The organism is Streptomyces sp. NPDC008125, from assembly GCF_042957125.1.
In the GTDB taxonomy this organism is placed as follows: domain Bacteria; phylum Actinomycetota; class Actinomycetes; order Streptomycetales; family Streptomycetaceae; genus Streptomyces.
The window spans coordinates 210257-236990 of record NZ_JBIBHR010000002.1 but is presented as its reverse complement, the minus strand read 5'-3'; the positions used below and the strand labels follow the sequence as shown (position 1 = coordinate 236990).

Below are 26734 nucleotides of genomic sequence, written 5' to 3'. Positions count from 1 at the left end.
GCCGTCCCGCCCGCCGAGTCGTCCCGCCCGCTGAGCCTCCGGGCCCCTGAGTCGTCCGGGCCCCTGAGCCGTCCCGCCCGCCGAGCCGTCCCGCCCGCCGAGCCGTCCCGCCCGCCGAGCCGTTCCGCGGGCCCGCCCGGCTCGCGGGCCCGCGGGACGGCTCGCGAGCCGAGCGGCCCCGGGGAGTCGGCCGACTCCCCTATTGGTACCCACGCGTACCCACTACGGTACGAGCAGGATTTGAAGGAAAGGCGTTCCGTTGTACGAAGGCGTTGTTCAGGACCTCATCGACGAACTGGGCAGGCTCCCGGGCGTCGGTCCCAAGAGCGCGCAGCGGATCGCCTTCCACGTGCTGCAGGCGGAGCCGACCGATGTGCGGCGCCTCGCCCATGCCCTCCTCGAGGTCAAGGACAAGGTCCGTTTCTGTTCGGTCTGCGGAAACGTCGCGCAGCAGGAGCAGTGCAACATCTGCCGCGACACCCGCCGGGACCTGACGGTCATCTGCGTGGTCGAGGAGCCGAAGGACGTCGTCGCGATCGAGCGGACCCGTGAGTTCCGGGGCCGGTACCACGTGCTCGGTGGCGCGATCAGCCCCATCGAGGGCGTCGGGCCCGACGATCTGCGCATCCGCGAGCTGCTGACCCGGCTCGCCGACGGCTCCGTCACCGAGCTGATCCTCGCGACCGACCCGAACCTGGAGGGCGAGGCCACCGCGACGTACCTGGCGCGGATGATCAAGCCCATGGGGCTCCGTGTCACCCGCCTCGCCAGTGGGCTGCCCGTCGGCGGCGACCTGGAGTACGCGGACGAAGTGACCCTGGGCCGCGCGTTCGAGGGGAGGCGGCTTCTCGATGTCTGACGCGGGTACGTTGCAGAGATCCCAGCAACCGTTCGTGCAGGTGCCCACCGGAGGTTCCCTCGATGTCTGACGCCACGCTGAACTCCGTCACGCAGGACCCGGACGACTTCGCCGTCCAGATCGCGGACCAGATCAAGACGTTCATCGTCGCGGTCACCGAGGTGTCCAAGGTCGACGAACCCGAGGAGGCCGTTCCGGTCCTGCTCCTCCAGGTCTCCCAGCTGCTGCTCGCGGGCGGCCGGCTCGGCGCGTACGAGGACATCCTCCCGGACGAGCGGTACGAGCCCGACCTGGGCGCCGAGCCGGACGCGGACGGCCTGCGGGAGCGGTTCGCGGCCCTGCTGGAGCCCATCGACGTCTACTCCGAGGTCTTCGACCCGTACGAGCCCCGCAAGGCGCCCGTGCCGCACCGGATCTCCGACGACCTGGCCGACCTCGTCACCGACCTCGGCCACGGTCTCGCCCACTACGAGGCGGACCGCACGGCCGAGGCGCTGTGGTGGTGGCAGTTCTCCTACTTCTCCAACTGGGGCTCGACGGCCTCCGCGACCCTGCGGGCCCTCCAGTCGCTGATCGCGCACATCCGCCTCAACCAGCCGCTGGCGGAGCTGGACGGGCTCGACATCGACCAGGACCCGGGCGACGACGACCTCGCCGAGGCCGCGGGCCTGGTCATGGTCCAGGAGATCGCGGGGCCGCTGGGGCTGCGCCCGGTCAAGTAGCGGCCGGTTCCCACGGTCCGTACGGCTCCGAGGGGGCGGGTCAGACCGCCGACCAGCCGTTGTCCACGGCGAGGATCACGCCGTTGATGTTGCTCGCCGCGTCCGAGGCGAGGAAGACGATCGCGGCGGCCTGCTCGTCGGCGGAGGCGGGCTTGCCGACGTTCCCCATGTAGGAGCCGAGGACGGCCGGGCCGAGCGCGTCACGGTCGGCGTTCACCTGGATGTTGGTGAGGGTGCCGCCGGGCGCGATGGCGTTGGTGCGGACGCCCTGGGCGCGGTACATGACGGCGGTCGACTTGGTGAGGCCCGCGATGCCGTGCTTCGACGCGGTGTACGCGGCGCCCGCCGCCGAGCCGCGCAGGCTCGCCTCCGACGCGGTGTTCACGATCGCGCCCTTTCCGGCCGCCAGCATGTGCGGGAGCGCGGCCCGCGTCAGCAGGAACGGCGCGGTGAGGTTGACGCGTATGACCCGCTCCCACTCGGAGTCCGTGACGTCCGCCGCCGCCGACATGGAGTCCATGATTCCGGCGTTGTTGACCAGCACGTCCAGGCTGCCGAGGGTCTCCACGGCGGTGCGCACCACCTCGTCCACCACGGTCTGCTCGCTCAGGTCGCCCACCACCGCGACGGCGGTGCCGCCGTCCGCCGCGATGTCGGCGACGGTCTGTCCGGCCCGTGCCTCGTCCAGGTCGGCGACGAGGACCTTCGCGCCCCGGGCGGCGAACTGGAGGGCGGTGGCCCGGCCGATGCCGGAGCCCGCGCCGGTGACCACGACGCTGCGGTCCTGGAATTCGTCGGTGCTCATGGTGGTGCTCCCTTGCCTTGATGTTCCGCCTCGGACTGTACGGTTTTCTGGCGCGTGGTGCCAAAAAGTCGCTCCGTGCCATGCTGCGGAGATCGTTAGGGTGGAGCCATGGGAGACGCTCCGACCTCTGCCGCGCAGTCCGCCCGCGCAGGCCGCCCGCCGCTGACCGAGCGCCGCAAGGCGGCCACCCGGCTGGAGATCGCGGAGGTCGCGGTGCGGCTCTTCGCCGAGAAGGGCGTCGCCGCCACCTCCGCCGACGAGATCGCGGCCGAGGCGGGTGTCTCGACCCGCACGCTCTGGCGGTACTTCCCGACCAAGGAGGCGTGCGTACAGCCGCTGCTCGCGGTCGGTGTCGACTCGCTCGCCGAGGCGCTCCGGAACAGCTCGGGCGACGAGTCGCTGATCGACGCGCTGGAGGCCGTGCGGCCCGACACCATGCGCCCCACGGCCGGTTCGGAGGACGTACTCAGCCTGGTCAGGCTCACCCGCACGGAACCGGGGCTCCGGGCCGTGTGGCTCCAGACCCACCTGGAGGCCGAGCCGGTGCTCGCGGAAGCCATCGCCCATCGCACCGGGGAGTCCCCGGACGCGCTGGCGCCCCGGGTCGCCGCAGCCATGATCAACGTCGCCCTGCGGGTCGCCGCCGAGGACTACGCGTGGAACCCGGAGCGTTCCGGCCGGGCCCTGGACGAGGTCGCGCATGAGGCGTTGCGGATCGCGGCGGAGGTCCTGCGGCAGGGCTGAGGGTGTGGACCGTCCTCCGGCCCCGGCACGGGTGGCCGCGGCGGCCACGGCGAGGGAGCAGCCGCGCCGAGTCGGTGACAACCCCCCTGCCGTGGCGCGTGTGTCGGTACGCTCGGTGCTCACCGCCGCCCGCGCGCGAGGAGCCGGGGCGCGGTACGAAACCTGAACCGGGGGGAACGGGCATGGCGGACGAGGTGTGGGCGGGGCTCGCGGAGGCAATCGGGGCCATCCGCGACGAACTCCAGCGGGCCGAGATCGAGGGCCGGGACAAGCCGGTCCGGTTCCGCACCGGACCTGTGGAGTTGGAGTTCACGGTCGACGTGCGGAAGGACGCCGAGGGCCGGGCGCGGGTGTCCGTGCTGCCGTTCGGCCTCGGTGCCGAGGCGAAGGCCGCCGCCTCGCGGGGCACGACCAACCGCATCGCCCTCACCCTGCACCCCGTGGACGCGGAGGGCCGGGACAAGCGCATCGCCGACACCGTTCCCGCCCCCGCCGACGGCGCCTCGGGACGTCCTGAGTAGAGCGGGACCGGCTGCCGTGGACGTCCGGCGCGTCGTCGAGATATGGAACCCGTCCGCCCGGAGCGTGGGCACGGGTTACCTCGTCGCGGACCGGCTGGTGCTCACCGCCTTCCACGCCGTGGCGCCGGGAGAGGCGGAGTGCGAGGTGCGTGCGCTGGCCGGGGGCTCCTGGGCCGCCGCCGAACTGCTCTGGCCCGAGACCCCGCCCGACCTCGACCGCGCCCCGCGGGCCGACGCGGCGCTCCTCCGGGTCACCGCCTCCGAGTGGGCACCGCTGGCGGGGGAGCCGGTCCGCTGGGGCGGCTTCGATCCGGGCGCCCCGGCCGGCCGCGAGGAGGAGGAACGGATCGCCTGTCTGGCCGTGGGATTCCCGCGCGCCGAGGTGCGCGACGACATCCGTGACACCAAGCAGATCGCGGGCCACGTCGAGCGGCTGACAGGCTTGAAGTCCGGGCTGTTCACGGTGCACGTGGACCGGGTCGCCACGCCGTCGAGGGGCGGCCCCGGCGCGGGGAGCGCGGACCCGGGCCCGTCCCGCTGGGCAGGGGCCTCCGGGGCCGCGCTCTTCGCGCGAGGACACCTGATCGGGGTCCTCACCGAGGACCGGGCCCGCGACTACGAGGCCGACCAGCTCCGGGCCGTTCCGGTGGCGGCGCTGGCGGACCTCCCCGGGTTCACCATGGCGCTGAAGGCGTCGGGCGTGCGGTTCGCCCTCGCCGACCTCGCGGACCTGCGGGAGCCGGACGCCCCCGGGACGCGGACCGCATACGACGTCGGTGTGCCGCGCGGCATGAACAACCTGCCCGAGCCGCCCTCCCGGCACTTCGTCGGCAGACAGGAGGTGCTCGCGGGGCTCGCGCGAGCACTCTCGGCGGCCGACGGGCCCCGTGCCCGGGTCATCCACGGGCTCGGAGGCGTGGGCAAGTCGACCCTCGCGCTGCACTACGCGTACGACCACCGGGACGCGTACTCACTGGTGTGGTGGATCCGGGCCGACAGCCCCGACCTGATCACCGCGGACCTGGCGGCCCTCGCCCAACGAGTGCGCGGGGAGAGGCGGTCGGGAACCACGGACGACGAGGAGGCGGACTGGGCGACGGGGTGGCTCCAGGCGCACCCCGGCTGGCTGCTGGTCTTCGACAATGCCGAGCGGCCCGGGGACGTCCACGCGGTGACCGGTCAACTCCGCTCCGCCGGGCGGTATGTGGTGACCACCCGCTACCGGCACGGCTGGCACGCCGAGCCGCTCGCGCTCGGCGTGCTGGACGAGGAATCCTCACTGACTCTGCTGACCGAGCTGTCCGGGGATCACGGTTCCGATGAAACGAGTCTGCTGGCGGAGGAGTTGGGCCACCTCCCGCTCGCTCTGGAGCAGGCCGGATCGTACGTCGGCAGGACGGGCACGAGCGTCTCCGACTACCGCGCGCTGGTCGCCACCCACCCGGCACGGATGGCGGACGCCGCACCCGACGGGCCCGGCGCCACCGACCGTACGGTCGCTCGTGTCTGGGGCGTCACCGTGAACCAGCTCGTCCGGCAGTCACCGGACTCCGCCGACGTGCTGCTCCTCGCGTCCTGGTACGCCCCCGAGGGCATTCCCCGCGCGCTGTTCGCACCACTCGTCGGCGATGCCATGCTCGTCGACGAGGCGGTCGCCACGCTCGCCGACTACAGCATGATCACGGTGAACGGCCCGACGTTCTCCGTGCATCGCGCCGTTCAGTGGATGGGCCGTACTCAGGTGGCGGAGGACCCGCAGCGCCCCGGCGAACGGATCGCCGAGCTGAAGGAAATGGCGTTCCTGCTGCTCCTCAAACACTTCCCCGAAGACCCCACCGACGTGCGGGCTTGGCCGGAGTGCGCCGCGTTGCTGCCGCACGTCGAAGCGCTGCTGGACAGGCTCCCGCCGGCCGAGGACGGCGGCCTGATGGTGCTGCTCCTGCACCGGGCGGCCACCTATCTGCTGGAACAGGGTTCATCGGCGCAGACGCTGCGACTCTGCGAGCGGCTGGTCGAGGTGGCCGAGCGGGTGGAGGGCGAGCTGGATCCGATCACCCTCGCCGTCCGGGGCAATCTGGCCATCGCGGCGAGGCGGGCCGGGGACCCCGGCCGCGCACTGCTTCTGGAGGAGAAGTCCGTCGCCGACCACGTCCGGGCGTACGGCCCGGACGATCCGCGCACGCTCAGGGCGAAGGGGGGCCTGGCGGCCGTCTGGCTCGAAGAGGGCGAGGTGCGGCGCGGGGCCGCCTTGGAGGCGGAGATCCATGCGGGGTTGCTCCGGAGCCTCGGACCCGACCACGTCGATACGATCGTGTCACTGGGCAGACTCGCCCACGCCCACAGCATGCTGGGTGAGCACGAGCGGAATCGCGACCTCTGCGAGCAGGCCGTGGAGAGGTGCTTGCGGATCTTCGGACCGGACTCTCCGCGCACGCTGCTGCACCGGGTGAACCTGGCCTCCGCCCACGACCTGGCGGGGGACGCCGAACGCTCCGTCACCGAGCTGCGGCAGGCTCTGGCCGACTGCGTACCCGTGCTCGGAGCGCCCCACGACACCTCCCTGCTCGCCCGGGAGAACCTCGCCCATCTCCTCGCGCGGCTCGGGGAGTTCGCCGAGGCCGTGGACCTGTTCGCGGAGGTGGACGAGCTCACGGCACGGCGTTACGGCCCCGAGAGCCACCGGGCCGTCAGGACACGAGCCACGCTGGAACGGGCGCGGGCGCGCCTGGAATCCGTAGCGACGGCTGACGGGGCGGCCGACGAAACGGGACCGGGGCGGGGCGGCGGTTCTCCGGCACCGGACGCCCGGGGGATTTCCACGGACGAGTGATTTCAGGGGCAGCTGCCTGCCGCTCGACCGGTGCGGTGTTCCCGCAGGTCGGCCCGGGGCTCAAGCCCCGAACTCCGAGACCCGAGTGACGAGCTACGAACCCCGAGCCTCGAACTCCGAGCCCCTTTTTGCAGGAATGGGTGGTCAGGTTGGATCCCACCCACCCACCCTCCCCACCGAGCCGGGCCAAGTCCCGCGCGTCAGCGCGCGGATGGGGGGCGTGTACGCACTTGGAGTGGCTTTCCGTGATCGGCTTGCGCCGGAGCGTGATGGCGCTCTACGTTCGCGTTGAGCAATCTCAAACCTCAGAAAAAGGACGACCCCGGTGGTGTAGGCAAACACCGGCCGGGGTCTGACCGAAGTGAGATCGCAAGACGAAAGAGACGATCCCTCATGGCTTCCGCCAACATTAGTGCTGTCCTGTCCGCCCCCGCCCACCCCATGGCGAAAGCCGGGTACGGCAAGCGCCACGCGCCCGGCCAAGCGCCCCGGCACGCGCGCGACTTCGGGCACCTCGCACCGAGGGAGGCGGCCATCGGCGCGTACATCGACCGGCTGCCCGAGGGCGCCGCCATCGGCTACAAGACCCTCGCCGAAGAGCTCCCCGACTACGGCCAGCAGGCCTGCCGCAGCGCCCTCGACCGGCTGACCCGCGCGGGCCATCTCCGCCGCTTCAAGGTCCACTTGACCGGCGCCAACGGCACCCTGCACTGGGTGACCCGGACCTACTTCTCCCGGACGGCGCGCAACGCCGCCTGGTGGGCGGAGTTCGTGCGGTTCGTGCGCGGCATCGACGTGACCGGCCAGCCGCCCGCCCCGACGGTGGTCCCGGACGCGGGAGTTCCGGGCGCGGGAGTTCCGGACGCGGGAGTTTTGGACGCGGGAGTTCCGGGCGCGGGAGTTCCGGACGCGGGAGTTCCGGGCGCGGACGGTCCGGGCGTGGGCGCGCCGAACCCCGCGGCCCCGGGCGCGCGGGTGCCGGGCGCGGCCCCCTGGCACACGGCCCGGCCGGCGGACGCCGATGCCCCGGCTCAGCAGCCCCCCGAGCCTTCGCCCGCGCCTTCGGCCGACGCCGCGCGGACCGGTGAAGTGGCCACGGTGGTCACCTCGTTCGGCGAGCTGATGGCGGGCCGCATGGACGCGCCGCCGCCGGGCTCCGCCGCCGCCCTGGCCCTGGAGGCCGGGGCCAGGGCGCCCCGCTCAAAGGCGTACGACCTGCTCGCCGCGCTCGGCGGGCGGGACCCCCGGCTCCAGCTCTCCGGCGACGAGTGCACCGCGCTGGAAGCCCTCGTCGGCGAGTGGCTGGCCCGGGGTCTGGACCGCGACCGGATCACCCACGTCCTCGCGTCGGGGCTCCCCCCGGCGGTGCACTCCGCAGTTGCCTTCCTGCAGAAACGACTGGAGACGAAAATGCCCCCCACCCAGCAGCCCGCACCGGACGCACGACCCGGGGCGGCGCGCGAGGAGATCGCGGCAGCGCTGATGATGTGCCTCTTCTGCGACGAGGACGAGACCACGACGACCCTGGTCGGCGGGGTCTGCGGGGAGTGCCGCGCCGCCATCGACCAGGACGAGGCGAGCGGCGCCACCGGTGACGTACCCGACACCTTCCTCGCCCGCCCCCGGCAGCACCAGGACGTCGCCGCCCGGGTCGCCGAACTCCGTGCGGCGGCGGGCCGCCCGATGACGGTGCCGGTACCGCGCCGGTACTGAGCGACGACCTGCACGACGCCTCTGACCTGCGTACCTCATCCCGTGCAGGCTGCACGGAAATTCTGAGCGGCTGTCAGGAGGGGTTGATAACCTCCGGTTCCGCTCGTGATCATCGGGTGGACGAACCGGGGAGGGACGGCGAACATGCCGGAGAACAGAGCACAGGGGACCCGTGCGGGGCGCGGCGCCGCACGGTGGCTCGCGGGAACGGCCTGCGGAGCCGTACTCGCGCTGACCGCCTCGGGGGTGGCCGTCGCGGCGGACAACCTGCCGCCGCTCAAGCCGGGCGCGGCCGATCTGAAGTCCGGGTCGAAGACCTGCGCTTCCGGAGCCGAACGGCCCGAGGTGACCTGGGCGCCGACGCTGTACGCCACGCTGAACGACCCGGCCGAGGACGACGTACCCGACCGGGTCGACTCCGTCGGCGCCGAGTTCGAGGCGTGGTGGACGGACGCGGACGGAGTGGAACAGCGCCTCCACCACGTCACCCCCGCCCCCCTGCCGTCCGGTGCCACGTCCTTCTGGGACACCGCAGTAGGCAATGCCCTCCCCGCCGACACCGTCATCTCCTGGCACGTACGGGCCGACGACGGCTCCGCGGTGTCCGAATGGAGCGACGCGGGCGCCTCCGCCTGCGAGTTCGTCATCGACACCGTCGCGCCGCAGGCCCCGGTCGTGACCTCTCCGGAGTTCCCCGAGGGCGTGTTCCGCAGCGGCGGGATCGGGACGTACGGGACGTTCACGTTCGCGTCCCCGGCGGACGACGACGTCGTCTCCTACCGCTACACGCTTCTCGGGCACCCCGCCGTGGACGTCGCGGCCACCGGTCCCGACCACACGGCGGAGGTTCGCCTTCTCGCCACGGAGTCCACGCAGCGGCTCGACGTCCAGGCCTTCGACAGAGCGGGGCACCCCGGTGCAACGACGCACTACGCCTTCTACCCGTCCCTGGCGAGCGCGCCCGTCGCGGAGTGGCAGCTCACCGACCCGGCCGGCAGCCGGTCCGCCGCCCCGGTCACCGGCGCGACGGCCCGTGCCGGAACCGGCGCCGCGTTCGGTGCCTCCGCTCCCGAAGGCACCGCGCTGACCACCACCGTCTCGCTCGACGGCACCGGCCACGGCTTCCTCACCCCGGGCGCGCCGGTCGTCGACACCGCGAGGACCTTCGCGGTGGGCGGCTGGGTCCGGCCGGGAGCCACCGACCACGTCATGACCGTCGCCTCGCAGGACGCCGACGGTGCCCCCGCGTTCACCCTCGGCCTGCGCCCCGGTGACGGTGGCGCCCAGTGGTCGTTCGGCGCGGGAAGCGAGCGCGTGACCGGCGGCGAGCCGGAAGCCGGCCGCTGGGCGTACGTCCTCGGCCTGTACGACTCCGAGACCGGCCTCGCGCACCTCTACGTCGACGGCAAGGAGACGGGTACACCCGTCGCGGTCGCCCCGGCCCGTGCGACCGGTGACTTCCAGATCGGCCGCGCGCAGGGCAAGCTCGGATACCGCGACCGCTGGCAGGGCGGGATCGGTGACCTCCGGGTCTACGACCGGGTCGTCCTGCCCGCAGAGATCACCCAGCTCGCGGCCGTGGAGATCCCCGCGCCCACCGAGGCCGGGCGGTGGTCCATGGAGTCCGCGACGGACGGGACCACCCCCACCAGGGACGCGGGCGAGCCGCTCCGCCTGGAAGGCGGCGCGTCCCTTTTCCGGCTGCCCGACGACATCTGCGACGTCTACCCCGTCGACTGCGAGCCGCCCCTCTACCCGCTCCGCGGTGATGCCCACCTGACTCTCGACGGAGTCGACGACTACGCGCACACCGCACAGCCCGTCGTCGACACCACCGGCAGCTACACGCTCTCGGCGTTCGTCCGCCTCGCGGACGACGTGACGGCCGCCGACGCGCCCATGACGCTCCTCTCCCAGGCGGGCGAGGACGGCAACGCCGCGTTCGAGGTGCGGTACGTCCCCGCGACGGGGCGCTGGGAGTTCAGCGTGGCCCAGGGCGGTGCGACGCCCCAGGTCACCACGGTGGGCAAGGACACCGTCCCCACCGGCACCCACCGGGTGGCCGTGGTCCACGACGCTCGGACCGGGCGCATCACGCTCTACGTGGACGCCCAGAAGGAGGACGGCGTGAGCGCCACCTTCAAGGCCCCCGTGGCGAGCACCGGCGGCCTCCAGGTCGGGCGCGCCACGCTCGCCGACGGCACCGGAAGCTCGTACCTGCGCGGAGCCGTGGACGAGGTCCACGCGTACACCGGAGCCCTGTCCGCGAGCGCGGTCCAGGACCTCGCCAACGGGTACGACCCCTGCCTGGTCTGCTCCTGACCGACCGGTGGTCCGCACCCGATCGCGGGCGGATCACCGGACGCGGCCGACGCTCCTCCCCGGTGGCGGAACCCGCCGGAAGCGTGTGGGCTGGAACACAGACGCGCGTGGCGGCCGGTGAGGTGGGCATAGGCCCCGTACGAGCGGCCCGGAACGACACGCCGGACCAGGTGGTGGGCGGGACATCTCACCATCTGGTAAGGACGAGGAGATTCCGGGCCGCTCGTTAAACTGAGCCGACCGCAGTAACGGAATGAGCGAGGAGCGCACGTGGGCCTGGTCGTGCAGAAGTACGGAGGCTCATCCGTAGCCGATGCCGAGGGCATCAAGCGCGTCGCCAAGCGAGTCGTCGATGCCAAGAAGAACGGCAACCAGGTGGTTGTCGTGGTGTCCGCGATGGGCGACACGACGGACGAGCTGATCGATCTCGCCGAACAGGTGTCTCCGATGCCTGCCGGGCGTGAGTTCGACATGCTACTGACCGCCGGAGAGCGGATCTCCATGGCGCTTCTGGCCATGGCGATCAAAAACCTGGGCCACGAGGCCCAGTCGTTCACGGGCAGCCAGGCCGGTGTCATCACCGACTCCGTCCACAACAAGGCGCGCATCATCGATGTCACGCCCGGCCGCATCCGGACCTCGATCGACGAGGGCAACATCGCCATCGTCGCCGGGTTCCAGGGCGTGAGCCAGGAGGGCAAGAACATCACCACCCTCGGCCGCGGTGGGTCCGACACCACCGCCGTCGCCCTCGCCGCGGCGCTGGACGCCGAGGTCTGCGAGATCTACACCGACGTGGACGGCGTCTTCACCGCCGACCCCCGGGTCGTCAAGAAGGCCCAGAAGATCGAGTGGATCTCCTTCGAGGACATGCTGGAGCTGGCCGCGTCCGGCTCCAAGGTGCTGCTGCACCGCTGCGTCGAGTACGCACGCCGATACAACATCCCGATCCACGTCCGCTCGTCCTTCTCCGGACTGCGCGGCACCTGGGTCAGCAACGAGCCGCAAGGGGACCAGCAGGTGGAGCACGCGATCATCTCCGGAGTCGCCCATGACGTCTCCGAGGCCAAGATCACCGTCGTCGGCGTCCCCGACAAGCCGGGCGAGGCCGCCGCGATCTTCCGCACCATCGCCAACGCGGAAGTCAACATCGACATGGTGGTGCAGAACGTCTCCGCCGCCGCGACGGGGCTGACGGACATCTCCTTCACCCTGCCCAAGGCCGAGGGCCGCAAGGCCATCGACGCCCTGGAGCGGGCCAAGGGCACCATCGGCTTCGACTCGCTGCGCTACGACGACCAGATCGCCAAGATCTCGCTGGTCGGCGCGGGCATGAAGACCAACCCGGGCGTCACCGCCGGTTTCTTCGAGGCGCTCTCCGACGCCGGTGTGAACATCGAGCTCATCTCGACCTCCGAGATCCGCATCTCGGTCGTCACCCGCGCCGACGACGTCAACGAAGCCGTCCGCGCCGTGCACACGGCCTTCGGTCTCGACAGCGACTCCGACGAGGCCGTCGTCTACGGAGGCACCGGCCGATGACCGCACGCCGCCCCTCGCTCGCGGTCGTCGGTGCGACCGGGGCGAGCGGCGGCGTCATGCTCCAGATCCTTTCGCAGCACGCGGACGTCTGGGGCGAGGTGAAACTGATCGCCTCCCCGCGTTCGGCCGGCCGCAAGCTGGCCGTACGCGGCGAGGAGAAGGAAGTCCTCCCGATCGGTGAGGACGTCTTCGACGGCGTCGACATCGCCGTCTTTCTGGTGCCCGACCGGGTCGCCGCACTCTGGGCGCCCGTCGCGGCCTCCCGGGGCGCCGTCGTCGTCGACGGCTCCGCCGCCTTCCGCCTCGACCCGGACGTGCCGCTGGTCGTCCCCGAGGTCAACCCGCACGCCGCCCGCACCCGCCCGCGCGGGATCGTGGCCTCGCCGGACTGCACCACGCTCTCGCTGATCGTCCCGATCGGCGCGCTGCACGCCGAATTCGGCCTCAGTGAACTGACCGTCTCCACCTACCAGGCCGTGAGCGGCCAGGGCCGCGACGGCGTCGAAGCCCTCCGCCAGGAGCTCGGCCTGGTCGCCGGCAGCCTCGCCACCGGTACGGAGCTGGGCACCCGCCCCGGAGACGTACGCCGCGTCCTCGGCGACCGGCCGGCCGGCCCGTTCTCCGCTCCCGTCGCGCTGAACGTCGTGCCCTGGGCGGGCAGCGACGCGGGGGACGGCTGGTCCTCCGAGGAACTCTCCATCCGCGAGGAATGCCGCAAGATCCTCGGCCTGCCGGACCTGCGCACCGCCATCACCTGTGTGTACGTCCCCGTCGTCATCACGCACTCGATGTCCGTGCACGCCCGTTTCGAGAACGAGGTCACCGTCGACCGGGCCCACGAGATCCTGGCCACCGCCCCCGGCGTCGTACTCGTCGACAGCCCCGCCGAGGGCGAGTTCCCCACCCCGGCGGACGTGGTGGGCACCGACCCCACCTGGGCCGGCCGGGTGCGCCGCTCGCTGGACGACCCGCAGGCCCTGGAGATGTTCCTCTGCGGGGACAACCTGCGAAAAGGCGGGGCCCTGAATGTGGCCCAGATCGCCGAATCCCTCGCGGCCTCCGTGGGCGGGTCCTGAATCCCGGCGCTGTTTTGCCGCACGGTTTCGCTCCGGGCTCCGTTCCGGATGATCTTTCGGGGTCTTTCGGCGGCAGTCTTCGGCGACCGGGGGCCGAGTGCCGGGGAGACCCGTCTCCCGGTCACCTTCCGGCTCTCCCCGGGCTCTACCCGGGCTCTCCCGGGGCCCTCCACGACTCTCCCCGGGACCTATTCAGGTTCTCCGCAGAGCTCTCTTCCGGGCCGCAGAATTTCGTACATCATCGAAATGTCTCATCGAAACAGTTTTGTGGGATCTGTGAAGGTCACATGTTCAATTCGGCTTCCTTAACCTCTTGAGCTGGGGCGTTGTCATATCCGACGATGAGTCTGTGGTCCTGTGCAACCGTGAGTCGGCAGTTCGGCGTCTTCGCCGTCACTTCTTGCGCGACGGGCGCACCAATAGGGCAATTGGGGAAGAGCGGGTACGTATGAGGGCGAGTCGCACGGAGCTGAACGCGCTGCCGCACGCGTACAACCCTGACGGGGGGCAGTGTGTCCAACTTGCGTGGCAGAGGTTCTCGAAATCCCGGCGGTCCGCCCCTTGCGAGGGGCCCTGGTTCTCCCGCTCCGCAGGCCCCGCGCGGTCGGCGGCATGCCGGTGATCGCCCCGCTGAGCGCCGCGAGCACGACGAGCCACGTGCGGCTCCCCTCGCCGCGCGAGGGTGCTGAAGAGGCGGTGGCGGCCGGAACGACGGTCGACCATCTGACCGAGACCTACCGCGCCCACTACCGTTCCCTGCTCGGCCTCGCCGCGCTCCTGCTGGACGACACCGCCTCCTGCGAGGACGTCGTGCAGGAGGCCTTCATCCGCGTGCACTCCGCCCGCAGCCGCGTGCGCGAACCCGAGAAGACGCTCGCCTACCTCCGGCAGACGGTCGTCAACCTCTCGCGCTCCGCTCTGCGCCGCCGCATCCTCGGGCTGAAGCTCCTCTCCAAGCCGATGCCGGACATGGCCAGCGCGGAGGAGGGGGCGTACGACCAGCTGGAGCGGGACGCGCTGATCAAGGCCATGAAGGGCCTCCAGCGGCGCCAACGGGAAGTACTCGTGCTGCGCTACTTCGCCGACATGACCGAAGCGCAGGTCGCCGACACCCTCGGTATCTCGCTCGGTTCGGTGAAGGCGTACGGTTCGCGCGGGATCGCCGCTCTGCGCCTGGTGATGGAGGCGCAGGCATGAGCGGCGGCCCCCTCAGTCACGATCCGGACCGGACGGGAAGCGGAACAGTGAACCATGGGCCGCACACGAGCCATGGGGCGAACGCGAACCACGGGCCCGAGTCGAGTCCCGGTCCCGAACACCCGGCGGAGGCAGCCGAGCCGACCGGCCGTACCCTCGGCGCCGACGAGGAGCACGGCCCTCCGGGGTCCACACCGTCCGGTCGGTACGACGAGACGCCCGGCCGTCCGGGCGGAGAGGCCTCCGACCGGCACGAGAGGGCGTCCCGTGCGCTCGACGACCTGCCCCGCCCCCGCGAGGAGGCGGCCGGCTCCCGCGACGGGGCTTCGGGGGCGGACGCACCGACCCCACGGACCCTGCTCTCCCTGGCACGCCCCGCGGGTGCGGGCTTCGGCGGCGGCGCCGGCGGCAGAGGCCCGAGCGCCGGCGGCCCCGGTGCCGACGACCCGAGCGCCGACGACCCGAGCGCCGTCGGCGACACGGCCGACGAACAGCTGCTGCGGAACCTGCTGCGGGGAGCCGTCCGCGACCTCGAACCCGCCGAGAGCGCACTGGACCACCTGCACCGGGCCATACCCGTCCGCCGGGCGCGCCGTCGCCAGGCGGTCGTCGGCGCTGCCGCCGCGGCCCTGCTGATCGGTACCGCCGTGCCCGCCTTCGTCCACGTGGCGAGCTCCGGGAACGCGGCCACCGCGGCGCCCGCGCTCGCCGGACACGGCGAGAGATCCCAGAGCCGGCAGGGCGACGCCCCCGGGGCGGCGGTGGGGGAGAAGCCGAGCGACGGACAGCCCGCGCGGGGGACGACCGGCCCGCACGAGGGAGCGCCCGGCCCCAGCCGTACCCCGTCCGCGAGCGACGACCCGGCCGACCCCCACAGCGCTCGCTCCGGGGCCGTCAGCCAGGAGGAACTCGCCTCGATCGCCGCCCTGCCCGCCTGCGGGCCCGGCCAGCTCGGCGTCGTCCTGGCGACCAGCGGTACGGCCGACTCGAACGGCACGGTCTACGGGACCTTCCGCATCGCCAACCGGTCCGCAGCGAACTGCTCGGTCAGCAGCGCGGGCACCATGGGGTTCACCGCCTCCGGCGCCGCCGACGCGACGAAGATCCAGGTCGTGCAGCACGTGATGGGCGACCCCGCCGCAGGGCTGCCCGACCCCGCCGTCGAGCCCGCGGCGGTGCTGCTGAGACCCGAGATGTCGTACGAGGTGCAGTTCGCCTTCGTACCGACCGACACCTGTCCCACCGCCACCGCCCCCACACCCACGCCGGTCGAGACCACACCGCCGGGCACGGGCGCCGAGGAGGACCAGACGGCGAGCGTGGAGACGCAGTCCCTGCCGGACGACGCCGCCCCGGCCGACGGGTCCATCGCCGTGACGCACACCCCGGAAGCGGGCGCGCCGACCGTCGAGACCACGATCAGCAACGCCTGCGCGGGCACGATCTACCGCACGGGCATCGTCGCGGAGCCGTAGGGCCGTCCGTCCGGATCATGCTGGGCGCGCTGACGCTGCCCCCTCCTGGCAGCAGACGGGGTCATCCGCTGCGCGGCGGAGTCCCGGACGCGGTGCCGACGGGTTCACCCGGTTCAGGAGCGACCGGCGTTGACGGGGCGGCGCCGGCCGGGTCGGGGACCAGGCCCAGGGCGATGTCCCGGGCCGCTTCGGCCTCGCGCCGCAGCAGGCGGAACCACATGAAGAGCACGAACGCGGCGAAGACGAACCACTCCCCGGTGTAGCCCAGGTTCTGGAAGGCCTTCAGGTCGAGACCGCTGCCCTCCACCGCCGCCGCCGGAACCGCCTTCATGCCGTTGCCGGAGTCGTCCGCGCCGCCGATGCCGCTCGCGGGGAGCGTGACCCAGGCGTCGTACACGTCGTACGGCACGAGGTTCACCAGCGTCGCCGCGCTGATGATGCCGAGCTCCCCGTCGGGAAGGCCGCCCGCGTTGTTCACGCCGGAGCTGGTGGCGCTCTCCGACGCCTGGAGGTCGCCGGTCACCGTGATCTCACCGGTGGGCGCCGGGGGAACCGTGTTGTTCTCCCGCGCGCGCTCCGGCTCGCCGGGCATCCAGCCGCGTACGACGGGCAGCGCCTTGCCGCCGTCCGTACGCAGCAGGTCCAGGACGTAGAAGCCGTCACGGTCGTCCAGCTCGCGCCCCGGGACCAGGAACTGGTCCGCGAACGTCCCCGTCGCCGTGGCGGGACGGCCCGACGTGACCGTGTCCACGGGCAACAGCGAGTCCAGCGGCTTCGCCTCGCGGGTGCCCGGGTCCGGCTGCTTCTCGGCCTGTTCGTGCGACTGCACGCGGTCCTCGAAACGGCCGAGCTGCCAGGTGCCCATGAACACGCAGAACGGAATGGCCAGCACGACGAAGAGGTTGATCCCCCACCATCGCGGGGTCAGCAGGAACCGGTACACCCCATAACCGTACGGTCCCCACCCGGACGGCCGGGAGCGGGGGCGCCCATTTATCCGGCCCTTACAGGGGCGCCCCGGTCCCGGCGCGGGTGCCCGGCTACTCCCCGGGGACCGCCGTAGCGGTGGTCGCCGCGGCCGTTCCCGGTGTGGGCTTCGGCAGATGCCGCAGCGCGAAGTCCAGCTCCAGACCCACCTGCTTGATCCGCTCCTCCACCACGAGCGACCCGTGACCAGCGTCGTAGCGGTAGACCTCGTGCACCGCGCCCCGGGCCTTCAGCCGGTCCACGTAGTTCTCCACCTGACGGATGGGACAGCGCGGATCGTTGACGCCCGCCGAGATGTAGACCGGCGCGCGCACCGCGTCCACGTACGTCAGCGGCGACGACGCCTCGAACCGCTCGGGAACCTCCTCCGGGGTGCCGCCCAGCAGGGTGCGGTCCATCGCCTTCAGGGCCTCCATCTCGTCGTGGTACGCCGTGACGTAGTCCGCGACCGGCACGGCCGCCAGCCCCAGGGCCCAGGCCTCCGGCTGGGTGCCGAGACCGAGCAGGGTCAGATAGCCGCCCCAGGACCCACCGGCCAGGACCAGCCGGTCCGGATCGGCGAGACCCGACTCGACCGCCCACTCCCGGACCGCCGCGATGTCCTCCAGCTCGATCAGCCCGACCCGGTGCTTCAGTGCGTCGGTCCAGGCCCGGCCGTACCCCGTCGAGCCCCGGTAGTTCACCCGTACGACCGCGAAGCCGTGGTCCACCCAGGCCGCCGGACCGGAAGCGAACGCGTCGCTGTCGTGCCACGTCGGCCCGCCGTGGATCTCGAAGACCGTCGGGAACGGCCCCTCGCCCGAGGCCGGCGTCTGCACCAGCGCGTGCACCCGCCCGCCCGGCCCCTCCACCCACGCGTCCCGCACCGGCACCGAGACGGGGGCTTTCAGCCCCGGCGGGTCCAGCACCACCGAGCCCGTGGTCGAGCGGACGACCGGCGGCAGGGCCGCCGAGGACCAGAGGTACTCCACCGTCCCGTCCGGGCGGGCCGTGGCACCCGACACCGAGCCGGCGGGCGTCTCCACCCGCACCGGCGCCGACCCGCCCGGCTCAAGGCGCCACAGCTCACTGCGGGCCTCGAAGCCGTGCTCGACCAGGATCGCGGAGGCGTCCGGATACCACTCGGCACTCACGTCGCCGGGCAGATCGATCGCCAGCTCCGTCTCCGTGCCCGCGACCGGGTCCCAGATCATCGGCTCCCAGCGGCCCCGCCGCTGGTGCCCGACCAGCAGCCGGGTGTCACCGGCGACGGGAGCGAACCCCATCACCGCCAGACCCAGCTCCTTCGTACCGCCCTCGGTGTCGTCGAGCTCGGCCACCGTCGAGCCGTCCGGCCGCACCACCCGCAGCGCCGAATGCATCGCGTCGCCGTGCTCCGTGTGCTCCAGGGCGATCAGGCTGCCGTCGTACGACAGATCACCGACACCTGCCGACTCGCGGTGCCGGTAGATCTCCACGTCCCCCGCGCCACCCGGCCGCGCCAGATGGATCGTGGTCCCGTCCTCGTCGGTGGACCGCCCGACGACCGCGCTGCCGTCCCGCCCGATCGCGAGACCCGCCGGATACGACGGCTCGAGACCCGGCGCCGCCGGAACGTCCTCGCCGCCACCGAACGGCTGCCGCATCCACACGCCGAACTCGTCCCCGTACGACGGTGCGTCCGGATCGTCGGAGCTGCGGCCGTCGTCGAACCACCAGATCCACTCGCCGTCGGGCGAGAGCACCGCGTCCGTGGTGCCGTCCGGCCGGTTCGTGACCATGCGCTGCTCGCCGGTCTTCCGGTCCCACGCGTAGATCTCGTACGTACCGGTCGCATTGGACACGAACAGGCTGCGGTCCGGGGCGTCCTCCGCCCAGTCGGGCAGGGAGACGCGCGGTGCACGGAACCGCTTCTCCCAGTCGGGCATGGCATCTGCGCTACTCATGCCCCCATCAAACCCGATGGCGAGGATCCGGTGCACGGCCCTTCCCGGAAGCGGAGAACCACCCGGATGTGAGGGTGCGGGCCCTTGGGGACAACGGGCAGCGCGGAACTCCTGGGAACGACCCCTGGGAATGACCCCTGGGAATGCCCGGCAACCGACCTACGGCTCTCCAAGGGCCGCCCTTCCTGCCGGGTTGCGGGCGTTGTTCACCGTCTGCGCAGGTCAGCGCGATTGTCAGTGGTGGGGTCCAGACTCCTTCCATGACTGCAGAGATGAGCGCGGGCACGGTCTCGACCGCTGTTCTGCGCAAGGCCGTGGAGACGTACTGGACCGCCGCCGACGCCCGTGACTGGGAGGCGTTCGCGGCCACGCTCGACGACGACGTGGTGTACGAAGTGCCGCAGACCCGCGAGGTGGTCCGGGGCAAGGAGAGATGCGTCCGGTTCAACCGGGAGTACCCGGGCGACTGGCACGTACGTATCGACCGGATCGTTGCCGACCTGCCCGAGCATCCGGCCGGAGCGGGCGGGGCCGGGCTCGGTGGCCAGGCGGCGGCGCGCACGCTCTTCACGGTGGGAGGTGCGGAGTTGGACGGCATCCACTTCTTCTCGTTCGACACCAGGGGCCGTATCACCGCCGTCACCGACTTCTGGCCGGAGCCGTACGAGCCGCCGACCGGGCGCGAATACCTCGTCGAGCGCGTCTGACGGCCGGGGCGCGTTCGACGGCGTGACGCGTCGCACGGCACAGGGCCCCCGCGCCTGCCTGCGGCGGAGGAGCCCTGTGCGGGTGGGGGGTGGCGCTGTGCGGGTCGTCGGCGGTTCGGCTGCTGGAGCGGGCTGCTAGAGAGCCGACTTGAAGGCGGGCAGGTAGCCGCCCGACTGGCCGGCGGCCTTCGGGTGGTAGGAGTTGTAGACCGGCAGCGTGACGCTGTTGAGCCAGGCGTCGCCCGAGCAGAGTTCGTGGCCGGTGAACTCGTCCACCACGCTGGAGTAGGTGAATCCGGCGTTGGCCGCGCGCTTGGCGATGACGGAGTTCAGTACGTCCGCACCGTTGTTGATCGCCTTCCGCGCGTTCTCACTCAGGCCGAGGATGCAGCTGCCGGAGATCTTGTAGAAGTGGGGGTAGCTCAGCACGACCACGTGCGCCGAAGGGGCCTTGGCGTGGATGGAGCCGTAGAGGGAGTCGAGGCTGCCCGGCAGGACGTTCTGCGCCTTGGTGACGGCCGCGTTCACGCTGCTGATGCAGGTGGCCTCGCTCGACAGGACGCAGGTCTGCATGACATCGGCGAAGCCGACGTCGTTGCCGCCCACCGAGATGCTGACCAGTGCGGTCGACGAGCTGAGCGCGCTCAGCTGGCTGCCGGCGACGGTCGATGTCGTCGCGCCGGAACACGCGACGAAGGCGAAGGAGGACGGGGAGTTGGCGGCGGCCCAGAGGTACGGATACGCCTTCGTCGAACGGTGGCAGTCGCCACTGTCCGAGATGTAGCTGCCGGCGCCCACTCCGGAGGAGTAGGAGTCGCCGAGAGCGACGTAACCGCCCGTAGCGGCGGAGGCCGGCTGAGCGGCTCCCAGTGCGGCGACGGCCGCGATGGCCAGAGTGGAAAAGGATGCCCAGAATCTACGCACTGACATGGCCGGTGGCCCCTTCGGAAGGGTGGGGGGTGCGAGGGGAGTTCGTGGCGCAGACAGTTTTTAGCAGCTCGAAGTACCGACCGGTAGCGGCCTCGCGAGAAGTCGTCTGATATGCCCGAATGATCGTTCGGTGGGCGTAGCTCCGCGCGTAGATAAACCCTGAACGCTGGTCAAAATCGGTGCACTTGGGGGCGCAGCGCGGGCGTGCGCGCTGCGGTGGCGGGGTGGCTTCCGGCGGGCCCGGTGGAGGCGTTCGGGCAAGTGCGCGGCCCTGACGTCCCGCCGAAAACCACTCGCACGGGTGGGTCGTGCCCTGCCTACGATGGCGCCCACCGAGGACGCCCCGCCCCGGCCGTACCGACCGGGGGCGCCACGTCGTGGTCACGCTCCGTGGTGCGTACGCGTCCGCGCGGTGGCCCTGCCGGACCGGCCCGTACCGGACTGAAGAAGGAAGCAGCCAGCATGCCCCGACACCTGATCACCAGCGCCCTTCCGTACATCAACGGGATCAAGCACCTGGGCAACATGGTCGGGTCGATGCTTCCGGCCGACGTGTACGCCCGGTACCTCCGGCTGACCGGGCACGAGGTCCTCTTCATCTGCGCCACCGACGAACACGGCACCCCGGCGGAACTGGCCGCCCACGCGGCCGGACTCCCGGTCGCCGAATTCTGCGCACGGGCGCATGCGGCGCAGAAGGCCGTGTACGACGGATACGCCCTCTCCTTCGACCACTTCGGCCGCAGTTCCTCGCCGCAGAACGCCGAGCTCACCCAGCACTTCGCACGCCGCCTCAACGAGAACGGTTTCATCGAGGAGCGCTCGGTCCGCCAGGTGTACTCACCGGCGGACGGGCGCTTCCTGCCGGACCGCTACGTGGAAGGCACCTGTCCGCACTGCGGGGACGAACGGGCACGCGGCGACCAGTGCGAGAACTGCACACGCGTCCTCGACCCCACGGACCTGCTGCATCCCCACTCCGCGATCAGCGGCTCCACCGACCTGGAGGTGCGCGAGACCCGCCACCTCTTCCTCCTCCAGTCCCGGCTCCAGCAGGAGGTCGAGGCATGGATCGACGCCGTGGCCGATACCTGGCCGCACCTGTCCACCTCGATCGCGCGCAAGTGGCTGACCGAAGGACTCCGCGACCGGGCCATCACCCGCGACCTGGAGTGGGGTGTACCGGTACCTGCCGACACCTGGCCCGGGTTGGCGGCCGAGGGCAAGGTCTTCTACGTCTGGTTCGACGCCCCGATCGCCTACATCGGCGCCACGAGGGAGTGGGCCGAGGCCGCGTCGGCCGAGCCGGAAGGTCCGGCCGTCCCGGCCTCGCCGGTCACCCCGGTTGCCCGCCGCGACTGGCGAAGCTGGTGGTACGAGGCCGAGGACTCCGTCCGCTACACCCAGTTCATGGGCAAGGACAACGTCCCCTTCCACACCGTGATGTTCCCCGCCACCGAACTCGGCGTGCGCGAACCATGGAAGAAGGCCGACATCGTCAAAGGCTTCAACTGGCTCACCTACTACGGCGGGAAGTTCTCCACCTCCGCGCGGCGCGGGGTCTTCACCGCCGACGCTCTGGAGGTGCTGCCCGCCGACTACTGGCGCTACTACCTCGTCGCCCACGCCCCCGAATCCGACGACTCCTCCTTCACCTGGGAGCACTTCGCCGCCTCGGTCAACAAGGACCTCGCGGACACCCTCGGCAACTTCGTCAACCGCACCCTTGCCCTCTCACGGAAGAAGTACGGCGACACGGTCCCGGCCGGACGGGCCGCCGGTGAGCCGGAGGCGCGGCTCGGCGCCGAGGCCGCGCGGCTGCTCGCCGAGTACGAGGAGCACCTGTCGGGCCTCCGCTTCCGCAAGGCGGCGGCCGCCCTGCGTTCCCTGTGGGCGCTGGGCAACGCCTACCTCGCCGAGAAGGAGCCCTGGCGGGAGACGAAGACCGACCCGGAGGGCGCGGCCCTGACCCTGCGTACGGCCATGAATCTCGTCCGGGTGCACGCGATCGTCTCCGAACCCGTCGTGCCGGCCACGGCCGCTGCCCTGCGCGCCGTGTTCACCCCGGTGGAGGGCCGCCCGGGCGGGTGGGCCGACGCGACCTGGGTCACGGCGGACGAGGCCCGGACGCTGGACTTCCTGCCGGCCGGAACCCCCTTCGCGGTGCCGCCCCTGCTCTTTTCCAAGATCACGGACGAGGACCTGGAGTCGTACCGCACCCGCTTCGGCGCCTGAGCCGTCCGCCGTCCGCCGTCCGTTGGTTGTCGTCCGTCGTCCGTCGTCCGTAGAGGCTGGCCCGCACGTGCCGGTGGCCGGCTCGGTCCCGACCGTGTCCCGGGAGTCCGCGGGCGGACGAGGACGCCGGGCGGGAGGGAACTGTCGGGCGCAGCGGAAATGCCGTGCCGTCAATGCTGGCAGCGAAAACGCCGGGCAGCGAGAATGCCGGGCAACGAAAAGGTAGGGCTTGGCGGGAAAGCCGGGCGCAGGGGCTATGGGGAGTCCCTGTGCCCGGCACCTAGATCGTTCGCCATCCCCCGGATCCCGTACAGGAGTTGGCATTGGCGTGAACGCGCCAGGGCGTAAACGCGCCTCAGGAATCGCCGTTGTCCACCTGCGGTACCTGCGGTACCTGCGGCACCTCTGACGTCGGCGGGACCGGCGGGACGGACGTGACGGACGGGTCCGGCGGGACGGACTGCACCGGCCGAAGCTGGTCGTCGGCCGGCGCGTTCTCCAGCCAGCCGTTCCGCGCCGCGTGCCACCCGAGCTGGAAACGGGTGGACGCCCTGACCTGCGCCATGAGCCTCTGGAGGCGGCGCTGCACGGTGCGATGGCCCATGCCGAGCTGGCGGGCGATGGCTGAATCCGTCAGTCCGAGGTGCAGCAGGACGAGGATTCTGCGGTCGGTGGGATCGGGGAGGGTGCCGGAGGCGTCCTCGGGAACCGAGGCCGTGCCGGCGGGGCGCAGCAGCGTGCCCCGCTCGAACTGCGCCTCGAAGAGGGAGCTGAGGGCGACGAGCAGCCCGGTGCGGTGGACCACGAGAGCGACCGGCTCGATCTCCTCGCGTTCCGGATCGAGCGGGAGCAGTGCGATCTGCCGGTCGACGATGACCAGTTTGATCGGCAGCTTGTCCACCACGGAGATCTGCTGGCCCTGGGCGACGTAGGCGTCCAGGGCGGCCGAGACTTCCGGGCTGTCCAGCCAGTCGCGCTCGATGACGGACCGCAGCGCGATCCCGCGCCGCATGAGAGCGCCCTCGATCTCCGCGTGGTTGTCCTCGTGGGTGATCACGGAGTGCCCGGGCTGCGCGAGCGGCATCAGGTTGCACACCTCGCTGGTGGCCTGCTCCTGCATCAGCAGCAGCCTGCGGCGGATGGCCGCCACCCCCGAAAGCACCTCGACCGGGGCCCCCGAAGCGTGGGCCTGGGCGGAGCGGTGGCGCTCGGCGAGGGTGGCCATCAGGGACTCGACCCGGTGCAGGGAGGACCGCCGGGACTCCAGGAGCGGGCCGAGGGCGAGTGCGGGGGAGGCCGCCCGGTAGCGCGGTGCGCCCCCTCCGGGGGAGGCGGAACTGGCGAGGCCACGCACCACCAGGGACTCCAGGGCGTCGCGCACGGCCGTGAGGGGAGCGGCCAGTTCCTTGGTCAGCAGCGCGGGCTCGCTGTCGGGGCGGTCCACCAGGAGCCGGTAGAGGGCGTCCTCCAGCGGGTCGAGCCCGAGCAGCGTGAGCAGCGCGTTCTCGGTCGTCCCGGTCTCTCCGGCGCCCGGCTCGCCGGACGCGCCGCCCGTCGGGCGGAACCCGCTGGCGTTCAGCGGTGTCTCCGGCCGGGTGTGGGCTCGAACAATGGTCCCCGCCCCCTTGCTGCCGCGCGCACAACTGTGCTGATCACGATATCCGGTGGTCATCTCGCAGAGTAGCTCTGTGGACAGCGGGGGCCCGGGGCTCGCGGCCCGTCGGTAGGGTGGGCGGTATGTCTGATGCTCCGGTCCGTGTCCGTTTCGCCCCGTCCCCCACCGGCATGTTCCATGTCGGCGGCGCCCGCTCCGCCCTCTACAACTGGGCCGTGGCCCGGCAGTCGGGCGGCACCTTCGTCCTGCGCGTCGAAGACACCGACGCGGCGCGCAACAAGCCCGAGTGGACCGACGGCATCATCAACGCCCTGGCCGCCATCGGCATCCACGAGGACGACCCGGCCTTCGAGGGCCCCTACTTCCAGTCGCACAACGCCGCCCGCCACACCGAGGCCGGCCTGCGGCTGTACGACGCAGGCCGCGCGTACTACTGCGACTGCACACGCGAGCAGCTCAAGGAGCGCACCGGCTCGGAGCACCTCGGATACGACGGCCACTGCCGAGACCGCGGCCTGGTCCACGAGGAAGGACGGGCGCTGCGCTTCCGTACCCCGGACGAGGGCGAGACCGTCGTGGTCGACCTGGTACGCGGCGAGCCCGCGTTCCCGAACAGTGCCATCGAGGACTTCGTGATCGCCCGGGGCGACGGCTCCCCGGTCTTCCTGATCGCCAACGTCGTGGACGACCTCGACGAGGGCGTCACCCTGGTGGTCCGGGGGGAGGAGCACCTTTCCAACACCCCGAAGCAGCAGTTGCTGTGGGAAGCGCTCGGCGCCGAACCGCCCCGTTGGGCGCACCTCCCGGTGATCGTCAACGAGAAGCGCCAGAAGCTCTCCAAGCGCCGCGACAAGGTGGCCCTGGAGGACTACCTCGCCGAGGGCTTCCTCCCCGAGGCGATGGTCAACTACCTCATGCTGCTCGGCTGGGGCCCCGGCGGCGACCGGGAAATCCTCCCCTACGAGGAGATGGAGCAGCTCTTCCGCATCGAGGACGTCAACACCTCACCGGCGTTCTTCGACGTGAAGAAGCTGACCGCCTTCAACGGCGAGTACATCCGCGCCCTCGCTCCGGAGCAGTTCGCCGCGGCCTGCGCACCGTGGCTGATCGCTCCGCACGCGCCCTGGGCCCCGGACGCCTTCGACACGGCCGTCTTCGAGGCGGCGGCCCCGCTCGCGCAGACCCGGCTGACCGTCCTGTCCGAGATCACCGCCTGCGTCGACTTCCTTTTCCTGGCCGAGCCGGTCCGTGACGAGGCCTCCTGGACCAAGGCCATGAAGCCCGGCGCGGACGCCATTCTGCGGGACGCCCGTGGAGCGCTGGAAACCACTCCATGGCAGGCGGACGACCTGAAGTCGGCGCTGGTCGCGGTCGGTGAGCAGCACGGGATGAAGCTGGGCAAGGCGCAGGCGCCCATCCGCGTCGCCCTCACCGGCCGTACGGTCGGGCTGCCGCTCTTCGAGTCCATGGAGCTCCTCGGCCGCGAGCGGGTCCTCGGCCGGCTGGACGCGGCGTCCGAGAAACTGGCCGCACAGGCGTAAATCCAGTACGGGCGGGCCCCGCCGTCCGCCCGTGCTTCTTGTACCGTTGCGTTCAAGCAGCAACCATCTGGCCGGGCGGGCGGCGTGCGAGCGCCCACGGCCGACACGAGGAAGGCGGGCTCGGCATGCTCCGCAATGGACTGGAACCCTGGCACGTGCTGATCCTGGCGGTCGTGGTCATCGCGCTGTTCGGATCGAAGAAGCTTCCGGAGGCCGCTCGGGCCCTGGGCAAGTCGGCGCGCATCCTGAAGAGCGAGGCGCAGGCGATGAAGAACGACCCCGCCCCCGCCCCGGCCGCCACCCAGGCCCCGGCCACCGCCCAGCCCGCGTCGGCGCCCGCCGCCGCGATGGCGGCGGAGCCGCGACCCACGGACGGCTGACCCCGCGACGCCCGCGCCCCCTGCCCCGCCGGTCCTCAGCGACCGCGGGACAGGGGGCGCGTCCGTGCCGTGTCCCGGACCTTACGGATCAGGGGCTGGCAGGGTCGAACCCATAGGCCACGGGTTCGTCCTGCGCATAGGGGTCGCGGCGGTACACGTACAACGCGTCCACCGTGAATTCGTCGCCGTCCGGGGATTCGACGCGGCAGGGACGCGTCACCTGAAGCACCGGGGGCTGGTCGGGAACCCGCATGCGAAGACCGTCGGCAGGCCCCCCGGCGAGTTCGGCTGTCTCCCACATCGTCGCAGTGTGAAGATCCATGCCCACAACTTTACGGGCTGTGCCGCGCCTCTTTGGGGAGCATGGAACAACCGCTACGTCTTCTTGCCGCGCAGGTCACCGCAGCCGTCGCTGCCGACGCAACCTCCGCCATGGCCCCTCCCGCCCCTGCGGTCACTGCCTCCGCTGGTGCCCCGGTGATGAGCGATGCAGCCGAACTCCCTTGTGAGACGCCCGGTCGTGGGTCCCTCTTCCGGTGAAGTGGACAGGAGTCACGCGCCTGGCGGGACGAGCGCAATGGCGTGATTCGGCCTATTCGCGTCTCCGA

At 71.7% G+C, this 26734-nt stretch carries 21 protein-coding genes; 15 read left to right on the top strand and 6 right to left on the bottom strand.

Features of this window, described 5'->3' with window-relative positions:
• Nucleotides 1–259: 259 nt before the first annotated feature.
• A complete protein-coding gene (gene recR / locus ACFZAX_RS03750; protein ID WP_327177030.1) occupies nt 260–859 on the top strand; it encodes a recombination mediator RecR in 600 nt (199 codons plus the stop codon).
• Between the two features lie 62 nt (nt 860–921).
• The gene (locus ACFZAX_RS03745; protein ID WP_390958753.1) at nt 922–1581 is read left to right on the top strand and encodes a DUF5063 domain-containing protein; all 660 of its coding nucleotides are present in this window, start codon (nt 922–924) and stop codon (nt 1579–1581) included.
• 40 nt (nt 1582–1621) lie between these two features.
• Here ACFZAX_RS03745 and ACFZAX_RS03740 read toward each other — a convergent pair whose 3' ends face one another.
• Nucleotides 1622–2386, bottom strand: coding sequence for an SDR family NAD(P)-dependent oxidoreductase (locus ACFZAX_RS03740; protein WP_390958752.1), 765 nt, complete (start codon nt 2384–2386; stop codon nt 1622–1624).
• A gap of 108 nt (nt 2387–2494) precedes the next feature.
• Between ACFZAX_RS03740 and ACFZAX_RS03735 the strand changes: the two genes are divergently transcribed.
• From ACFZAX_RS03735 to ACFZAX_RS03695, 9 genes are all read left to right on the top strand, one after another.
• The gene (locus tag ACFZAX_RS03735) at nt 2495–3130 is read left to right on the top strand and encodes a TetR family transcriptional regulator (protein WP_390958750.1); all 636 of its coding nucleotides are present in this window, start codon (nt 2495–2497) and stop codon (nt 3128–3130) included.
• 182 nt (nt 3131–3312) lie between these two features.
• Nucleotides 3313–3651: a trypco2 family protein gene (locus ACFZAX_RS03730; protein WP_390958748.1), complete on the top strand. Its 339-nt coding sequence runs from the start codon at nt 3313–3315 to the stop codon at nt 3649–3651.
• 16 nt (nt 3652–3667) lie between these two features.
• Complete coding sequence (gene fxsT, locus ACFZAX_RS03725; RefSeq protein ID WP_390958746.1) at nt 3668–6481, top strand: FxSxx-COOH system tetratricopeptide repeat protein; 2814 nt, start codon at nt 3668–3670, stop codon at nt 6479–6481.
• 393 nt (nt 6482–6874) lie between these two features.
• Nucleotides 6875–8194 carry a hypothetical protein gene (locus ACFZAX_RS03720; protein WP_390958745.1) on the top strand — a complete coding sequence of 440 codons (1320 nt, stop codon included), beginning with the start codon at nt 6875–6877 and terminating at the stop codon, nt 8192–8194.
• Nucleotides 8195–8338: 144 nt separating this feature from the next.
• Nucleotides 8339–10516: a LamG-like jellyroll fold domain-containing protein gene (locus ACFZAX_RS03715; RefSeq protein WP_390958744.1), complete on the top strand. Its 2178-nt coding sequence runs from the start codon at nt 8339–8341 to the stop codon at nt 10514–10516.
• A 270-nt stretch (nt 10517–10786) separates the two neighbouring features.
• Nucleotides 10787–12058: an aspartate kinase gene (locus ACFZAX_RS03710; RefSeq protein ID WP_390958742.1), complete on the top strand. Its 1272-nt coding sequence runs from the start codon at nt 10787–10789 to the stop codon at nt 12056–12058.
• Nucleotides 12055–13134 (top strand): aspartate-semialdehyde dehydrogenase, encoded by a 1080-nt coding sequence (locus tag ACFZAX_RS03705; RefSeq protein WP_390958740.1) that lies wholly within the window; start codon nt 12055–12057, stop codon nt 13132–13134. Before ACFZAX_RS03710 ends, ACFZAX_RS03705 begins: the two co-directional genes overlap by 4 nt.
• A 612-nt stretch (nt 13135–13746) precedes the next feature.
• Nucleotides 13747–14331, top strand: a complete 585-nt coding sequence (locus tag ACFZAX_RS03700; protein WP_390959227.1) for a SigE family RNA polymerase sigma factor — start codon at nt 13747–13749, stop codon at nt 14329–14331.
• Nucleotides 14328–15806, top strand: coding sequence for a hypothetical protein (locus ACFZAX_RS03695; RefSeq protein ID WP_390958739.1), 1479 nt, complete (start codon nt 14328–14330; stop codon nt 15804–15806). The genes ACFZAX_RS03700 and ACFZAX_RS03695 overlap by 4 nt, the downstream gene beginning before the upstream one ends.
• Before the next feature lie 61 nt (nt 15807–15867).
• On the opposite strand, the gene ACFZAX_RS03690 is transcribed toward ACFZAX_RS03695, so the two are convergent.
• Nucleotides 15868–16749 (bottom strand): SURF1 family cytochrome oxidase biogenesis protein, encoded by an 882-nt coding sequence (locus ACFZAX_RS03690; protein ID WP_390958738.1) that lies wholly within the window; start codon nt 16747–16749, stop codon nt 15868–15870.
• Between the two features lie 97 nt (nt 16750–16846).
• Nucleotides 16847–18718 carry a prolyl oligopeptidase family serine peptidase gene (locus ACFZAX_RS03685; RefSeq protein WP_390958737.1) on the bottom strand — a complete coding sequence of 624 codons (1872 nt, stop codon included), beginning with the start codon at nt 18716–18718 and terminating at the stop codon, nt 16847–16849.
• A 260-nt stretch (nt 18719–18978) separates the two neighbouring features.
• Here ACFZAX_RS03685 and ACFZAX_RS03680 point away from each other — a divergent pair, with 260 nt between their 5' ends.
• The gene (locus ACFZAX_RS03680) at nt 18979–19425 is read left to right on the top strand and encodes a nuclear transport factor 2 family protein (protein ID WP_390958735.1); all 447 of its coding nucleotides are present in this window, start codon (nt 18979–18981) and stop codon (nt 19423–19425) included.
• A 135-nt stretch (nt 19426–19560) separates the two neighbouring features.
• Here ACFZAX_RS03680 and ACFZAX_RS03675 read toward each other — a convergent pair whose 3' ends face one another.
• A complete protein-coding gene (locus ACFZAX_RS03675; protein ID WP_390958733.1) occupies nt 19561–20355 on the bottom strand; it encodes a GDSL-type esterase/lipase family protein in 795 nt (264 codons plus the stop codon).
• Between the two features lie 462 nt (nt 20356–20817).
• Here ACFZAX_RS03675 and metG point away from each other — a divergent pair, with 462 nt between their 5' ends.
• Nucleotides 20818–22590: a methionine--tRNA ligase gene (gene metG / locus ACFZAX_RS03670; protein WP_390958731.1), complete on the top strand. Its 1773-nt coding sequence runs from the start codon at nt 20818–20820 to the stop codon at nt 22588–22590.
• Between the two features lie 355 nt (nt 22591–22945).
• On the opposite strand, the gene ACFZAX_RS03665 is transcribed toward metG, so the two are convergent.
• Nucleotides 22946–24262 (bottom strand): helix-turn-helix transcriptional regulator, encoded by a 1317-nt coding sequence (locus tag ACFZAX_RS03665; RefSeq protein ID WP_390958730.1) that lies wholly within the window; start codon nt 24260–24262, stop codon nt 22946–22948.
• Nucleotides 24263–24375: 113 nt separating this feature from the next.
• On the opposite strand from ACFZAX_RS03665, the gene gltX reads away from it, so the two are divergent.
• Both gltX and tatA read left to right on the top strand, forming a co-directional pair.
• Nucleotides 24376–25746: a glutamate--tRNA ligase gene (gltX, locus tag ACFZAX_RS03660; protein ID WP_390959226.1), complete on the top strand. Its 1371-nt coding sequence runs from the start codon at nt 24376–24378 to the stop codon at nt 25744–25746.
• Between the two features lie 125 nt (nt 25747–25871).
• On the top strand, nt 25872–26126 hold the full coding sequence (tatA, locus tag ACFZAX_RS03655) for a Sec-independent protein translocase subunit TatA (protein ID WP_390958729.1): 255 nt from the start codon (nt 25872–25874) through the stop codon (nt 26124–26126).
• Between the two features lie 88 nt (nt 26127–26214).
• Here tatA and ACFZAX_RS03650 read toward each other — a convergent pair whose 3' ends face one another.
• Nucleotides 26215–26448 carry a hypothetical protein gene (locus ACFZAX_RS03650; RefSeq protein ID WP_390958727.1) on the bottom strand — a complete coding sequence of 78 codons (234 nt, stop codon included), beginning with the start codon at nt 26446–26448 and terminating at the stop codon, nt 26215–26217.
• Nucleotides 26449–26734: the final 286 nt, after the last annotated feature.

Excerpts from the sequence above, each read along its gene's own strand:
- ACFZAX_RS03715 (WP_390958744.1), top strand. The coding sequence starts at position 8,339 with ATGCCGGAGAACAGAGCACAGGGGACCCGTGCGGGGCGCGGCGCCGCA.
- gltX (WP_390959226.1), top strand. The coding sequence starts at position 24,376 with ATGTTCCATGTCGGCGGCGCCCGCTCCGCCCTCTACAACTGGGCCGTG.
- tatA (WP_390958729.1), top strand. The coding sequence starts at position 25,872 with ATGCTCCGCAATGGACTGGAACCCTGGCACGTGCTGATCCTGGCGGTC.
- ACFZAX_RS03720 (WP_390958745.1), top strand. The coding sequence starts at position 6,875 with ATGGCTTCCGCCAACATTAGTGCTGTCCTGTCCGCCCCCGCCCACCCC.
- ACFZAX_RS03705 (WP_390958740.1), top strand. The coding sequence starts at position 12,055 with ATGACCGCACGCCGCCCCTCGCTCGCGGTCGTCGGTGCGACCGGGGCG.
- ACFZAX_RS03735 (WP_390958750.1), top strand. The coding sequence starts at position 2,495 with ATGGGAGACGCTCCGACCTCTGCCGCGCAGTCCGCCCGCGCAGGCCGC.
- ACFZAX_RS03675 (WP_390958733.1), bottom strand. The coding sequence starts at position 20,355 with ATGTCAGTGCGTAGATTCTGGGCATCCTTTTCCACTCTGGCCATCGCG.
- metG (WP_390958731.1), top strand. The coding sequence starts at position 20,818 with ATGCCCCGACACCTGATCACCAGCGCCCTTCCGTACATCAACGGGATC.
- ACFZAX_RS03665 (WP_390958730.1), bottom strand. The coding sequence starts at position 24,262 with ATGACCACCGGATATCGTGATCAGCACAGTTGTGCGCGCGGCAGCAAG.
- ACFZAX_RS03695 (WP_390958739.1), top strand. The coding sequence starts at position 14,328 with ATGAGCGGCGGCCCCCTCAGTCACGATCCGGACCGGACGGGAAGCGGA.
- ACFZAX_RS03730 (WP_390958748.1), top strand. The coding sequence starts at position 3,313 with ATGGCGGACGAGGTGTGGGCGGGGCTCGCGGAGGCAATCGGGGCCATC.
- ACFZAX_RS03685 (WP_390958737.1), bottom strand. The coding sequence starts at position 18,718 with ATGAGTAGCGCAGATGCCATGCCCGACTGGGAGAAGCGGTTCCGTGCA.
- ACFZAX_RS03745 (WP_390958753.1), top strand. The coding sequence starts at position 922 with ATGTCTGACGCCACGCTGAACTCCGTCACGCAGGACCCGGACGACTTC.
- ACFZAX_RS03650 (WP_390958727.1), bottom strand. The coding sequence starts at position 26,448 with ATGGATCTTCACACTGCGACGATGTGGGAGACAGCCGAACTCGCCGGG.
- ACFZAX_RS03740 (WP_390958752.1), bottom strand. The coding sequence starts at position 2,386 with ATGAGCACCGACGAATTCCAGGACCGCAGCGTCGTGGTCACCGGCGCG.
- ACFZAX_RS03680 (WP_390958735.1), top strand. The coding sequence starts at position 18,979 with ATGACTGCAGAGATGAGCGCGGGCACGGTCTCGACCGCTGTTCTGCGC.
- ACFZAX_RS03700 (WP_390959227.1), top strand. The coding sequence starts at position 13,747 with ATGCCGGTGATCGCCCCGCTGAGCGCCGCGAGCACGACGAGCCACGTG.